We start from the raw sequence: 13,277 nt of genomic DNA on the forward strand, positions 1-13,277 counted from the left end.
TTACAGGTGTCAACTTTGTCAGTGGGCGAGGCGTTAGCCGTCCTGCCCGTTGCTGCCGCCGGGTGAACCGCCGGTCCCGCCAGTGCCACGCGGCGAGCCGCCGTTGCCGCCGTTGCCACCAGACGAGTAACCGTTGCCGCCGCTGCCGCCGGAACCGCCCGACCCAAGGCGACCGCCGCTGCCGCCGTTGCCACCGCTGCCCCCGGTGGCGGTCGTCTGGACCAAGTTCTGCACGGTCGCGCCCCCGCCCGAACCACCGGCACCACCGCGGCCCGCGGTCAGCGTCGCCCCGCCACTTCCACCGTTACCGCCGCGAGTCGAACCGGCCAGGCCGATTTGCGCGGGTCCGCCATTGCCGCCCGCACCACCGTTGCCGTACAGCGAGATCGCGGTACCGCCGTTGCCGCCGTTGCCCGCCGCGGTGACTCCGATGGATGCGTTCACCGCGCCGCCGTCGCCGCCGTCCCCGCCGTTGCCCAGCAACGCTCCGCTCTGACCACCAGCTCCGCCGTTACCGGCGATCACGGGCTTGTCGACCGCGCCGGCAAGCGTCGTCACCGAGCCGCCTGAGCCTCCTGTGCCGCCGTTTCCGAGCACTCCGGCGCCGCCCCCGTTGCCGCCGTTCCCGCCGGTCGACGGGTTGTATGCCGCCTGGACGTCGCCGCCCGCGCCGCCGTTGCCCCCGTTGCCAGCCAGTGAACCGCCCTGTCCACCATCGCCACCGTCCCCACTGATGCCCGTGTCATAGGTGTTGACGGCGCCACCGGCGCCACCGCTGCCGCCATTGCTAAACAATGCCCCGCCGGCTCCGCCGCTGCCGCCGTTACCGGACGTGGCGACGTTGGTCTGCGCGCCGTAGAGGCTTACTTGAATCGCCGCGCCGCCGTCGCCGCCGTCACCGCCGGCGCCAAATAAGAGTCCGCCGAACCCGCCTTCGCCGCCATCTCCGGCGGTTGCGTCGCCGAAGCCGGGAAGGCTCGCGGTGCCGCCGGTGCCGCCGGCGCCGCCGGCCCCGATGAAGAGTCCACCGTTGCCGCCGTTGCCGGCCCGCCCGGCTTGGGCGGTGAACGGGGTCAGATCGGTCGGTGTGCTCGTGGCGTCGCCGCCGGCACCGCCGGTACCGCCCGCCCCGAACAGCACCGCATTGCCGCCGTTGCCGCCGGCCCCACCGACTGCCGAGCCCTGTACCACCACTTGCGCACCACCGGCGCCGCCCGCCCCGCCGTTGCCAAGCAGAAGGCCGCCGCGCCCGCCGTTGCCGCCGTTCTGACCGGCCAACCCGGCGCCGCCGGTTCCGCCGTTACCAATCAAACCGGCATTACCGCCGTTGCCACCGTTGGCCCCGTTGCCGCCGTTGCCCCACAGCAGGCCGCCGTTGCCACCGTTGCACGCGCTTCCGCTGCAGTTCGCGGGTGCGTCGAGGCCGTTGCCGATCAGCCATCCCCCTGGGCCGACGATCGGCCCGACATCGGTCAGGGTGCTGGCCGCGGTACTGGCCGAAGGCGTGGGCGCGGCCCCGTCGATCAGCCACCACACGTCACCGCTGGCGGGCGCCTGCGGTGCCATCGCGGAGTCGAATGAGGTCAAAACAATTGGCGAAGAATACGTTTCATTGGCCATCGCCGTCACGGTGACGCTGAGTCCGGCGAGAGCTGCGGCGCCCAGTAGCCCACTCAGGCAGCAGTGTCCCAACTGTTGCGAAATGACGCCCATCGTGTGTTCCCCCTGTTTCGACGCGCTCCGGACAGAACTTAGCAATGCGGAGTCGGACGAACGGGGTGAACCGTCAGACGGGTGTTCACCGCGTGGGCCGAGGTGGCGTGAGCAGGATGGCCTGAACCTCATCGGCTGACAGCAGGTTCACTCGAGCCGGGTCGGCAGCGACTACCCGGCGGCCCGGATCGTGGCACTGATCGAAGCCCCATGGCCCCCGGTGATCCCACCGTTCCGCCAAGCGACCTGGGCAGATTTTCGATCACCGCGAGTTGATTGCCCGCCAACGGAATACCGCGCCACGAAGCCCGGTAAACAAGTAGGTGATGACTGTGTCCGCTGGCAGCAATGTCCGGTTCGTCCATGTCCGGCAGGACGACGAACTGGCCACGCCGCTGCTCGGTGAGCTGGCCGTGGAGTACTCAACCCGATACGGCGGGACCTCGCAGGCCGTTCTCGACGGCCTACGCAGCTATCCCGGCCATGAGTTCGAGCCACCCCACGGTGGCTTACTGATCGGTGTGCTCGACGGGCAGCCGGTGACCGGCGGCGCATTCCGGCGCTTCGGCGTGGTCGACGGTCTGGAAACCGCCGAACTCAAGCGCATCTGGACCGACACCCGATTCCGCCGACAAGGGCACGCCAGCCGCCTGCTGAACGCCTTGGAGGCAGAGATCGCGACCCGCGGCTATCGTCGGATCTACCTCACAACAGGCGATCGTCAACCTGAGGCCGAGGCACTGTACACGGCCAGCGGATACACCCGCCTGCCAGAACCACTCCCAGCCGCCGGCGACATCTACCCGGTGGCATTCGAGAAACGACTCAACCGGTGAAGCCCCTGCACCTGGGTGTCGCGCTGGACGGATACGGCTGGCATCCCGAGGCCCGCCAGCGCACGCTGGCCATCGACCCATCGGCCGAACCCGCTACCAGTGGGCGGCATTGGGTGCGGCTGGCCGATATCGCCGAGCGCGGTCTTCTCGACTTCCTGACGATCGAGGACACCCTGGACGCCGGCCAGCCCGCGGTGCGTGGCGACGCCGTGCTCATCGCGGCACGCATCGCCCCGGCGACCCGGCACATCGGACTGATCCCGGTGGCCACGGTGACGCACACCGAGCCCTTCCATGTTTCCAAGGCGATCGCCACCCTCGACTATGTGTCGCACGGCCGGGCCGGCTGGCAGGTGCGCGTCAGCCCCACCGCCCGTTCGGCCGCTCTGTTCGGCAGGCGGGACGCGCCGGCGCCCGGCGAATTGTTCGATGAGGCGGCCGATGTCGTTGAGGTGGTCAGGAGGTTGTGGGACAGCTGGGAAGACAACGCGGTGATCCGCGACGTGTCCACCGGACGTTACATCGACCGGGACAAGCTGCACTACATCGATTTCGCGGGTCGCTATTTCTCGGTCAAAGGACCGTCGATCACGCCGCGCCCACCGCAGGGCCAACCCGTCGTCGCCGCACTCGCGCACACCGCACCGGTATACGAGTTCGCTGCCGGCACAAGCGATATTGTGTTCGTCACTCCGTCCGATGTGGCGTCACTGGCCACGATCCTCGCCGAGATCGATGCGGCCGGGGGTGAGCATCTCCGGGTGATCGCCGATCTGGTCGTCGGCTTCGGGATCGACGCCGGTCTGACCTCCGATGCGCTGGTATTCGGTGGCGCGCCGTCCGAGCTGGTGGAACTGCTGCTGGCCTGGCAGGACGCCGGGGTCGACGGCTTTCGGCTGCGGCCCGCCGTCAACGCCACCGACCTGCCGGCGATCGCCGACCGGGTGGTCCCAGAACTCCAGCGGGCCGGCCGGTTCCGCAACAGCTACCGCGACGGCGAGACGCTGCGGCAGCGGTTCGGGCTGCCGGATGCTGTCAACCGCTACGCCTCGGTGAGGGTGCCATGACCGTCCCACTGTCCATCCTCGACCTCTCGCCGATCAGCGCCGGTTCGACTCCCGCTGCGGCGCTGCGTAACTCCGTCGACCTCGCTCGTCACGCCGAGCAGTGGGGCTACCACCGCTACTGGGTGGCCGAGCATCATTTCGTCGCCGTGGCCAGTTCCCGTCCGGCGGTGCTGATCGGCCAGATCGCCGCGGCCACCGAACATATTCGAGTCGGCGCGGCCGCCGTCCAACTCGGATACACCACCGCCGTATCGGTCGTGGAGAGCTTCGGCATTCTCGACGCCTTCTATCCCGGACGCATCGACCTCGGGCTGGGCCGTTCCGGACAACGGCGCCGAGAAGCCGAACGCGCCGACCCGGCGTCGAAACCTCCCGTCCGCCAGTCTGAGTGGCGCGATGTCGACGGTGTGGTGATTCCACCGCAGTTCGATGTCAGTGCCCTGCTGGCCAGCCCGAAGCTGCGGGCGCTGTCGACGGTGCTGACCCAGCCCGAGGCCGTACCGCCCGATTTCGCCGACCAGGTCGCCGAGATCCTGGCGCTCCTGGACGGCAAGCACGCCGTGGACGGATTCCCGGTGCGGGCCGTCCCCGGTGAGGCGGCGGCACTGACGCCGTGGATCTTCGGCAGCAGTAGAGGACAGAGTGCCGCAGTCGCCGGTGCACAGGGTCTGCCCTTCGTGGCGAGCTATCACAGCACTCCCGCAACGGCATTGGAGGCCGTCGAGGCCTACCGGGCCGATTTCACTCCATCTCCGTTCCTGCGGCAGCCCTACGTCGTGGTCTCCGCCGACGTCGTCGTCGCCGACGACTCGGCAACCGCCCGCCACCTGGCCGAGGCCTTCGGGTACTGGGTGTATTCGATTCGCGCACAGGGTGGTGCGGTGCCCTACCCCAACCCCGACGACACGCCCACGTTGACCGACGAGCAGCGCCCGGTGGTCGAAGACCGGCTGGCCACCCAGTTCGTCGGCGACCCCGACGAGGTGGCCGAGCGGCTGTCGGCGCTGCAACGGGCCACCGGCGCCGACGAGCTGGTGGTCACCACGGCGACTTTCCGTCACGAAGACCGCTTGCGGTCGCATGAGCTGCTGGCGCGGCGGTGGGGACTGGTGGCCTGATGCGAGAAGGACAGCACCGCAAGCAGGTTCACCTCGCCGCCCACTTTCCCGGGGTCAACAACACCACGGTGTGGTCCGACCCGACCTCGGGCAGCCAGGTCGACTTCGAGTCCTTCGTGCACCTGGCCCGCACCGCGGAACGCGGGCGGCTGGACTTCTTCTTCCTGGCCGAGGGGCTGCGGTTGCGGGAACACCGCGGCCGCATCCACGACCTCGACGTCGTCGGGCGGCCGGACACCTTCACCGTCCTGGCCGCGCTGGCCGCCGTCACCGAGCATCTCGGTCTGGCGGGCACCATCAACACCACATTCAACGAGCCCTTCGAGGTGGCACGGCAATTCACCACCCTGGATCACCTGTCCGACGGTAGGGCAGCGTGGAACATGGTCACCTCCTCGGATGCCTTCACCGGCGAGAACTTCCGCCGCGGCGGATTCCTGGACCATGCCGACCGGTACCGGCGCGCCGAGGAATTCGTGACGCTGGCCCGTGAGTTCTGGGACAGCTGGGCATCGGCTGCCGATCTCCCCGAGGTGGTCACCCACCGCGGCCCGCAGTTCGACGTCACCGGCACCGCCACTCTGCCCGCCGGCCCGCAGGGACATCCGATCCTGTTGCAGGCCGGTGACTCCGATGAAGGCCGGGATTTCGGTGCAAAGCATGCCGATGCGCTGTTCACCCTGCACGGTGCGTTGGAGGCCGGGCAGCGCTACTACACCGACGTCAAGGCCCGAGCCGCGGCGTTTGGTCGAGACCCCGAGCAGCTCAAGGTGTTTCCCGGTGCCACGTTCGTGCTCGGCGACAGCGCGACCGATGCCGAGGAGAAGGCGCGGTTCATCCGCCACCAGCAGGTCAGCCCGCAGACGGCGATCGCCATGCTGGAGCAGGTCTGGCAACGCGACCTGTCGGGCTATGACCCCGACGGTCCCCTTCCCGACGTCGAACCCGTCGACGACCCGACGGTCACCCAGGGCCGGGTGCGCCACGGTGACCCCCGGGCGCTGGCGGCCGCATGGCGGGAGCGGGCCGAGGCCGAAAACCTCTCGATCCGGGAACTGGTCATCGCCGTCACCAGCCGTCAGCAGTTCGTCGGCACCGCCGAACACGTGGCCACCGAGATCGACCGGTATGTCCAGTCCGATGCGTGTGACGGGTTCATCCTGGTGCCACATCTGACCCCGCACGGACTCGACGAGTTCGTCGACACCGTGATACCGCTGCTCCAGGAACGCGGCGTGTTCCGCACCGAGTACACGGGTCGGACCTTGCGGGAGAACCTCGGGCTCAGCGAGTTGCCGCCTGCTCCGCGGCTCGCCGGATAGGTCCCCGCCACACCTCGCCGTGGCCAGGGATCAACGTGTCGGTCTCCAGCGCCGCCAGCGCGGCCAGGCTGCGAAGACAGCCCTGCTCGTCATGGTTGAACACGCCCGGCAGTAGCTGCGGACCGGCGCTGCGGGCCAGCGGGTGGCCGGTCACCAGCGCATCCCCGGACACCAGCACCCCGTCGACGAGGTAGGAGCAGTGTCCGCCGGTGTGGCCGGGCGTCGGCACCGGCAGCGGCCGACCCGGCAGCGTGCCGGCGACCTCCTCGGTGATGGCCTGCGCCGTCGGGATCCCCGCCCGCACCAGCGCGCCCTTGCCGACGATCTGCACCGACCACTTCACCCAGCGCGGCTGCCAGGCATGCGCCAGCAGATCCACCGGGGAGGCCTGCTCGAGGTATTCGCGCCGGGAGTGCCGCACCTCGTCGGCATGGCAGTACACCGGGGTGCCGAGCGTCTCGGCGAACCAGATCGCCGAGCCGAGGTGGTCGATATGGGCGTGAGTGAGCAGGATCGCGCTGAGGTCGCCAGGCCCGAAACCCAACTGGCGCAACGACGTCAGAACGTCGTCACGACTACCGGGATATCCCGCGTCGATGAGCATGACGCCCGCATCGTCGGCGACGATGGTCCAGTTCACCAGCTCGGTTCTCGCGACGTGCACGGTCTCTGTGACGGCCGTCAGCGCAATAGCCATCTGGTGATCCTATGCCGCAGCCGGCCACCGCAGTGTGTCCGAGACCACGATGGTTTCCGCAGTTGATCGTGCCGTTGGGTCGTACGCTCACGGCGTGACAGAGCGGTGCGACCACGACAGCCAGCGTCGGCTCGACGCGATCAGCCGCCGATCGGCCCTGGTGGCCGGATCGGCGATTCTGGGATCCGCCATGCTGAGCGGTGGCACCGCTGCGGCCAGGTCGGCTCCGCTGTCGACCGCCGGGCCGTCCCCGGCGTTGCCGGACAACGCTCTGATCACCTTGGGTGTTGCGGCAGGGCCCCCTCCGTCAGCCCACAGCTTCGGAATCTCGACGGCGTTGAAGCTCGGCAGCGATGTCTATCTGATCGACTGCGGGCTCGGGTCGCTGAATGCGTTCACCAATGCAGGGTTGAGCTTCGACAACCTGCAGGCGATGTTCATCACGCACCTGCACACCGACCACATCGTGGACTACTACAGCTTCTTCCTCTCCGGGGGATACAAGGCCCCACACGGCAAGGCCGCCGTGCGTGTCTACGGTCCGGGACCGGCCGGTGGATTGCCGCCCAGCGAACTCGGTGACCCTCGTCCGCCGATCGTCAACCCCGCTGATCCGACGCCGGGCCTCGCGGCGACGACAGCCGCACTGCACAAGGCCTTTGCCTACACCAGCAACATCTTCATCCGTGATGTGGGGATCGACGATATCCAGAACCTGGTGAGCGTCAACGAAATTCGTGTCCCACCCGGGTCGAACTATCGGGACCGCTCGCCGAGGACTGCTCCATTCCCGGTGATGGAGGACGACAACATGGTCGTCACCGCCACGCTGGTGTCGCACTATGACGTCTACCCGGCGTTCGCCTTCCGGTTCGACCTGAAGAACCCCGCCGTGTCGATCACCTTCTCGGGTGACACCACCAAATCCGACAATCTGATCCGGCTGGCCCAAGGCACTGACATCCTCGTGCACGAGGCGATGATCACCCTCGACGACTCCTACTACGGCGACAGCTTCCCTCCCACCTACCTGCAGAACTCGCACACGTCAGCCGAACAGGTCGGCCAGGTGGCTGCTGCGGTGAATCCCAAGCAGCTGATCCTGAGCCACTACTACCCGGTCGATCTCCCGGATTCCCAGTGGCTCGACGAGGTCGGCAAGAACTTCGGCGGCAACACCGCGGTGGCCAAGGACGGTCAAGTCTTCCCGCTCTAAGGCCTGCGTGGGACCCTCGACGTCCGGTCACCGCGCCATTGGAGTAGAAACGAAAGCGTGGCTGAACTGAAACTGGGATACAAGGCGTCGGCGGAGCAGTTCGCGCCGCGTGAGCTGGTGGAGCTGGCGGTGCTCGCCGAGGCGCACGGGATGGACAGTGCGACGGTCAGCGACCATTTCCAGCCGTGGCGGCACGAGGGCGGCCACGCGCCGTTCTCGCTGGCCTGGATGACCGCGGTCGGTGAGCGCACCGAGCGGCTCATCCTGGGCACCTCGGTGCTGACGCCGACGTTCCGCTACAACCCCGCGGTGATCGCCCAGGCGTTCGCGACGATGGCGTGCCTGTACCCGGATCGGGTGTTCCTCGGGGTGGGCACCGGCGAGGCGCTCAACGAGATCGCGACCGGTTTCGTCGGCGAATGGCCCGAGTTCAAGGAGCGCTTCGCGCGGTTGCGTGAGTCGGTGCGCCTGATGCGTGAGCTGTGGCGCGGTGACCGCGTCGACTTCGACGGCGACTACTACCACCTCAAGGGCGCCTCCATCTACGACGTGCCCGAAGGCGGCGTCCCGGTCTACGTCGCCGCTGGTGGCCCGGCGGTCGCCAAGTACGCCGGCCGCGCCGGTGACGGGTTCATCTGCACCTCCGGCAAGGGCGAGGAGCTCTACACCGAGAAGCTGATCCCGGCCGTCAAGGAAGGCGCGCAAGCCGCCGACCGCGACGTTGACACGATCGACAAGATGATCGAGATCAAGATCTCCTACGATCCGGATCCTGAACTGGCGCTGAACAATACGAGGTTCTGGGCGCCGCTGTCGCTGACCGCGGAGCAGAAGCACTCGATCGACGACCCGATCGAGATGGAGAAGGCCGCCGACGCGTTGCCCATCGAGCAGGTCGCCAAACGCTGGATCGTGTCCTCGGACCCCGACGAGGCCGTCGAGAAGGTGGGCGACTACGTCAAGTACGGGCTGAACCATCTGGTGTTCCACGCCCCGGGCCACGACCAGCGCCGGTTCCTGGAACTCTTCGAGAAGGATCTGGCGCCGCGTCTGCGAAAACTCGGTTAACTCCCGGGCGGCAGCACGACTGACTAAGGAATGCTGGAGCCGTGACCTCCACGCGCGCCGCCACCGCGATCTACATCGCCTCGCCCGAGGGTGACACCGGAAAGTCCACCGTCGCACTCGGCATCCTGCACCGGCTCACCGCGACGGTGCCCAAGGCCGGGGTGTTCCGCCCGATCACCCGCCGGGAGGACCGCGACTACATCCTGGAGTTGTTGCTGGCCCACAGCAACGCGGGCCTGAGCTACGACGAGTGTGTCGGCGTCAGCTATCAGCGGCTCCACGAAGATCCCGACGGCGCCATCGCCGACATCGTCGACCGTTACCACGCCATGGCCGCCCGCTGCGATGCCGTCGTCATCGTCGGGTCGGACTACACCGACGTCGCCACCCCCACCGAATTGAGTGTGAACGCGCGCATCGCGGTCAACCTCGGCGCGCCGGTGGTGCTCTCCGTGCGGGCTCGCGACCGCAGCCCGCAGGAAGTCGCGCAGGTGGTCGAACTGTGCCTGGCCGAACTGGCACTGCAGCATGCCCACACCGCAGCCGTGGTGGCCAACCGGTGTGAACCCGGCCAGATGCAGGCGGTGGCGCAGGCCTGCAAGGCGCTGGGCCCGCATGTCTACGTCCTGCCCGAGGAGCCGCTGCTGGTGGCGCCGACGGCCGCGGATCTGCGGACTGCGGTCGGCGGCGTGCTGATCCACGGCGACGAGTCGCTGCTGGGCCGGGAGGTGATGGATGTCCTCGTCGCCGGGATGACCGCCGAGCACGTGGTGGAGCGGCTGACCGAGGGCGTCGCCGTCATCACCCCGGGGGATCGCTCCGATGTGGTCCTGGCGGTCGCGAGTGCCCATGCGGCCGAAGGTTTCCCGTCATTGTCGGCGGTGATCCTCAACGGCGGGCTGGCTCTGCACCGTAGCATCGCCGAACTGGTGACCGGCCTGGGCCTGCGGCTGCCGATCATCGCCACCGACCTGGGTACCTTCGAGACGGCCAGCGCGGTGGCCGGCGCCCGAGGTCGAGTCACCGCAACCTCGCAGCGCAAGATCGACACCGCGATCGACATCATGGAGCGCCACGTCGACATCGCCGATCTGCTCGAGCGGTTGTCGATCCCGATCCCGACGGTGACCACCCCGCAGATGTTCACCTACCAGCTGATGGAACGCGCTCAGGCCAACCTCAAGCGCATTGTGCTGCCCGAAGGGGAGGACGACCGCATCCTGCGGGCCGCCGGCCGGCTGCTGCGCCGCGGGGTGGCCGAGCTGACGATCCTCGGCGAGGAATCCCAAGTCCGTTCCCGGGCAGCCGAACTCGGCGTCGACCTCAGCGATGCCACCGTGCTCAACCCGCGCACCAGTGACCTGTGTGACCAATTCGCCGCGCAGTATGCCGAACTCCGCAAGAAGAAGGGCGTAACGCTCGAGCAGGCCCGGGAGATCATCCACGACGTCTCCTACTTCGGCACCATGCTGGTGCACAACGACATCGTCGACGGCATGGTGTCCGGTGCGGCGCACACCACCGCCCACACCGTGCGCCCGGCGTTCGAGATCATCAAGACTCGCCCTGAGGTCTCGACGGTGTCCAGCATCTTCCTCATGTGCCTCAGCGACCGGGTGCTCGCCTACGGAGACTGCGCCATCGTGCCCGACCCGACCGCCGAAGAGCTGGCGGACATCGCGATCAGCTCGGCGCGCACCGCCGCCCAGTTCGGCATCGACCCGCGGGTGGCCATGCTGTCGTACTCGACCGGTGACTCCGGTAGCGGCGCCGGTGTGGAAAAGGTGCGCGCTGCAACAGAACTCGTCCGCAGACGGGCTCCCGACCTGCTCGTGGAAGGGCCGATTCAGTATGACGCCGCCGTCGACCCGACCGTGGCGGCGGCCAAGATGCCCGGCTCAGAGGTGGCTGGCCGCGCGACGGTGCTGATCTTCCCGGACCTCAACACCGGCAACAACACCTACAAGGCGGTCCAGCGCAGCGCCGGTGCGATCGCCATCGGGCCCGTGCTGCAAGGGCTGAACAAGCCGGTCAACGACCTGTCCCGCGGAGCATTGGTGGAGGACATCGTCAACACGGTGGCGATCACCGCGATCCAGGCGCAGGAGGGCTGACGTGGGAACGGTTCTCGTCCTCAACTCGGGTTCTTCATCTCTGAAATATCAACTGATCCAACCCGATACCGGCGAGTCCCTGGCGCACGGCATTGTCGAGCGGATCGGCGACGACGGCGGCGTGCCCGACCACGAGGCTGCGCTGCGACTGGCGTTCGAGCGGCTGACCGCCGACGGCGGGGACCTCGACGGTCTCGGCCTGGTCGCCGTCGGGCACCGCGTGGTCCACGGTGGTCAGCGGTTGTACCGGCCGACCCTGGTCGACGATGCGGTGCTCGACCAACTGCGCGACCTCTCCCCGCTGGCGCCGCTGCACAATCCGCCGGCATTGCTGGGTATCGAGGTGGCCCGCCGGGTACTGCCAGACCTGCCGCACGTCGCGGTGTTCGACACGGCGTTCTTCCACGACCTGCCCGCGGCCGCGGCCACCTATGCGATCGACCGGGAGTTGGCCGCCCGCTGGCAGATTCGCCGGTACGGCTTCCACGGCACGTCGCACCAGTTCGTCAGCCGGCAGGCCGCCGAGTTCCTGGGTGCGGCGCCGGAGTCGCTGAACCAGATCGTGCTGCACCTGGGCAACGGTGCATCGGCCTCAGCGATCGCCGGCGGCAGGCCCGTCGACACCTCGATGGGTCTCACCCCGATGGAAGGTCTGGTGATGGGCACCCGGTCCGGGGATATCGACCCGGGTGTGATCAGCTACCTGTCGCGGACCGCTGGGATGGGTGTCGAGGACATCGAGTCGATGCTCAACCGTCGTTCCGGGATGTCGGGTCTGGCCGGTGAGATCGACTTCCGGGTGGTCCATCAGCGCATCGAATCCGGGGACCAGAACGCGCAATTGGCCTACGACGTGTACATCCACCGGCTGCGCAAGTACATCGGCGCCTATCTGGCGATCCTCGGCCACACCGACGTGCTGACGTTCACGGCGGGGGTGGGGGAGAACGACGCCCAGGTACGTCGCGATGCGCTCACCGGATTGGCCCCGCTGGGAATCGAACTCGACGAACACCTCAACGAGAGCCCGGCGCGGGGCGCGCGGCTGATCTCGGCTGAGTCGTCGCCGACCACGGTGCTGGTGATTCCGACCAACGAGGAGCTGGCCATCGCCAGGGAGTGCTTGAGCGTCCTCTAAGCCCCGACGTCCAGCAAGATCACGGCGAATTGCCAGGTAATACCCGTAACGTCAGCGGTCATGGTCCTGCTGTCCTGGACTCTGGACATCACTGCGTTGGCCGGGATGACGGTGGTCGGTGCGGCGTACTTCCGCTGCCGGCGGGCGGCGGCCGCGGTGAGTCGCGGTCAGTCATGGTGTTTCGCGGCGGGTCTCTTGGTGTGGGCGGTGGCGACGTTTTCTGCCGTCGGTGTGTATGCCCCGGTCCTGTTCTGGGTCCGCGCGCTCCAAGTGCTGCTCCTGCTCTTCGTGGCGCCCTTCCTGTTGGCGTTGGGCCGGCCGCTGGCCGCGGTCCTGGCCGGCTCTGGTGCGGGGCGCCGGGTGGTGGAGTGGGCGCTGGCCTCGGCTGTGGGGCGCTGTGTGCTGTCGCCACCGGTGACGTCGATCGCGATGCTGGCCACCCCGTGGCTGCTGTACCTGACACCCTGGTACGAGGCGTCTATGCGGGGGCCGCTGGCGGTCGCCACCCGGATGGTCCTGGTGGTGATCGGGTTCGGGTACTTCTATGCCCGGTTGCAGGCCGACCCGGTGCCCAAGCAGTATTCGCCGCTGCTGTCGCTGGGGATCAGCGTGGTCGAGTCGCTGGCCGACGGACTGCTGGGTGTGGTGTTGTGGCTCGGCCCTATCGTCGCCTCGGATTACTATGCGGCACTTCATCGCGACTGGGGACCGACTCAACGCGTGGATCAGTCGATCGGAGCCGGGATCCTGTGGATCGTCGGCGATCTGGTGGGCATTCCCTTCGTCCTGGTGCTGATGCGGGCGCTGGGCCGCGACGAGCGCCGTAAGGCCGATCGGGTGGATGCCGAACTGGCGGCCGAGCCACCGGCCGAGGGCTCCCCGACACTGTGGTGGGAGAACGACCCGGTGCTGCGGGAGCGTTTCGGCATGCGCTGAGTGTGCTTGTCGGGCGGGAACTCTGACGATTATCCGCCCTGGACGCACACTG

Annotated in this window: 11 protein-coding genes; 9 read left to right on the forward strand and 2 right to left on the reverse strand. The window is 68.1% G+C overall.

Annotation, left to right across the window (positions count from 1 at the left end):
- Positions 1 to 33: 33 nt before the first annotated feature.
- Positions 34 to 1,587 (reverse strand): PGRS repeat-containing protein, encoded by a 1,554-nt coding sequence (locus G6N35_RS27670; protein ID WP_163806284.1) that lies wholly within the window; start codon positions 1,585 to 1,587, stop codon positions 34 to 36.
- Between the two features lie 452 nt (positions 1,588 to 2,039).
- Here G6N35_RS27670 and G6N35_RS22720 point away from each other — a divergent pair, with 452 nt between their 5' ends.
- The 4 genes from G6N35_RS22720 to G6N35_RS22735 are packed head-to-tail and all read left to right on the forward strand — an operon-like array spanning position 2,040 to position 6,056.
- Complete coding sequence (locus G6N35_RS22720) at positions 2,040 to 2,549, forward strand: GNAT family N-acetyltransferase (RefSeq protein WP_163806285.1); 510 nt, start codon at positions 2,040 to 2,042, stop codon at positions 2,547 to 2,549.
- Positions 2,546 to 3,616 carry an LLM class flavin-dependent oxidoreductase gene (locus G6N35_RS22725; RefSeq protein WP_163806286.1) on the forward strand — a complete coding sequence of 357 codons (1,071 nt, stop codon included), beginning with the start codon at positions 2,546 to 2,548 and terminating at the stop codon, positions 3,614 to 3,616. Before G6N35_RS22720 ends, G6N35_RS22725 begins: the two co-directional genes overlap by 4 nt.
- A complete protein-coding gene (locus G6N35_RS22730; protein ID WP_163806287.1) occupies positions 3,613 to 4,734 on the forward strand; it encodes an LLM class flavin-dependent oxidoreductase in 1,122 nt (373 codons plus the stop codon). The genes G6N35_RS22725 and G6N35_RS22730 overlap by 4 nt, the downstream gene beginning before the upstream one ends.
- Entirely contained in the window at positions 4,734 to 6,056 is a 1,323-nt protein-coding gene (locus G6N35_RS22735; protein ID WP_163806288.1) for an NtaA/DmoA family FMN-dependent monooxygenase, read from the forward strand. Before G6N35_RS22730 ends, G6N35_RS22735 begins: the two co-directional genes overlap by 1 nt.
- Here G6N35_RS22735 and G6N35_RS22740 read toward each other — a convergent pair.
- Positions 6,019 to 6,753, reverse strand: coding sequence for an MBL fold metallo-hydrolase (locus G6N35_RS22740; protein ID WP_163806289.1), 735 nt, complete (start codon positions 6,751 to 6,753; stop codon positions 6,019 to 6,021). The two genes, G6N35_RS22735 and G6N35_RS22740, sit on opposite strands and share 38 nt — an antisense overlap.
- A gap of 256 nt (positions 6,754 to 7,009) precedes the next feature.
- Between G6N35_RS22740 and G6N35_RS22745 the strand changes: the two genes are divergently transcribed.
- Genes G6N35_RS22745 through G6N35_RS22765 form a run of 5 tightly spaced genes read left to right on the forward strand, consistent with a single transcriptional unit; the run spans position 7,010 to position 13,225 of the window.
- Positions 7,010 to 7,969, forward strand: coding sequence for an MBL fold metallo-hydrolase (locus G6N35_RS22745; protein WP_407664635.1), 960 nt, complete (start codon positions 7,010 to 7,012; stop codon positions 7,967 to 7,969).
- Between the two features lie 57 nt (positions 7,970 to 8,026).
- Entirely contained in the window at positions 8,027 to 9,037 is a 1,011-nt protein-coding gene (fgd, locus tag G6N35_RS22750; protein ID WP_163806291.1) for a glucose-6-phosphate dehydrogenase (coenzyme-F420), read from the forward strand.
- Between the two features lie 41 nt (positions 9,038 to 9,078).
- On the forward strand, positions 9,079 to 11,151 hold the full coding sequence (pta, locus tag G6N35_RS22755; RefSeq protein ID WP_163806292.1) for a phosphate acetyltransferase: 2,073 nt from the start codon (positions 9,079 to 9,081) through the stop codon (positions 11,149 to 11,151).
- A 1-nt stretch (position 11,152) separates the two neighbouring features.
- Positions 11,153 to 12,289: an acetate kinase gene (locus G6N35_RS22760; RefSeq protein WP_163806293.1), complete on the forward strand. Its 1,137-nt coding sequence runs from the start codon at positions 11,153 to 11,155 to the stop codon at positions 12,287 to 12,289.
- 60 nt (positions 12,290 to 12,349) lie between these two features.
- Entirely contained in the window at positions 12,350 to 13,225 is an 876-nt protein-coding gene (locus G6N35_RS22765; protein WP_163806294.1) for a cytochrome c oxidase assembly protein, read from the forward strand.
- The last annotated feature ends 52 nt before the right edge of the window (positions 13,226 to 13,277 follow it).

Source organism: Mycolicibacterium anyangense, from assembly GCF_010731855.1.
GTDB classification, from domain to species: domain Bacteria; phylum Actinomycetota; class Actinomycetes; order Mycobacteriales; family Mycobacteriaceae; genus Mycobacterium; species Mycobacterium anyangense.

Coding starts and splice junctions, on each gene's coding strand:
- G6N35_RS22730 (WP_163806287.1), top strand. CDS start 3,613: ATGACCGTCCCACTGTCCATCCTCGACCTCTCGCCGATCAGCGCCGGT.
- G6N35_RS22720 (WP_163806285.1), top strand. CDS start 2,040: ATGACTGTGTCCGCTGGCAGCAATGTCCGGTTCGTCCATGTCCGGCAG.
- G6N35_RS22735 (WP_163806288.1), top strand. CDS start 4,734: ATGCGAGAAGGACAGCACCGCAAGCAGGTTCACCTCGCCGCCCACTTT.
- G6N35_RS22765 (WP_163806294.1), top strand. CDS start 12,350: ATGGTCCTGCTGTCCTGGACTCTGGACATCACTGCGTTGGCCGGGATG.
- G6N35_RS22740 (WP_163806289.1), bottom strand. CDS start 6,753: ATGGCTATTGCGCTGACGGCCGTCACAGAGACCGTGCACGTCGCGAGA.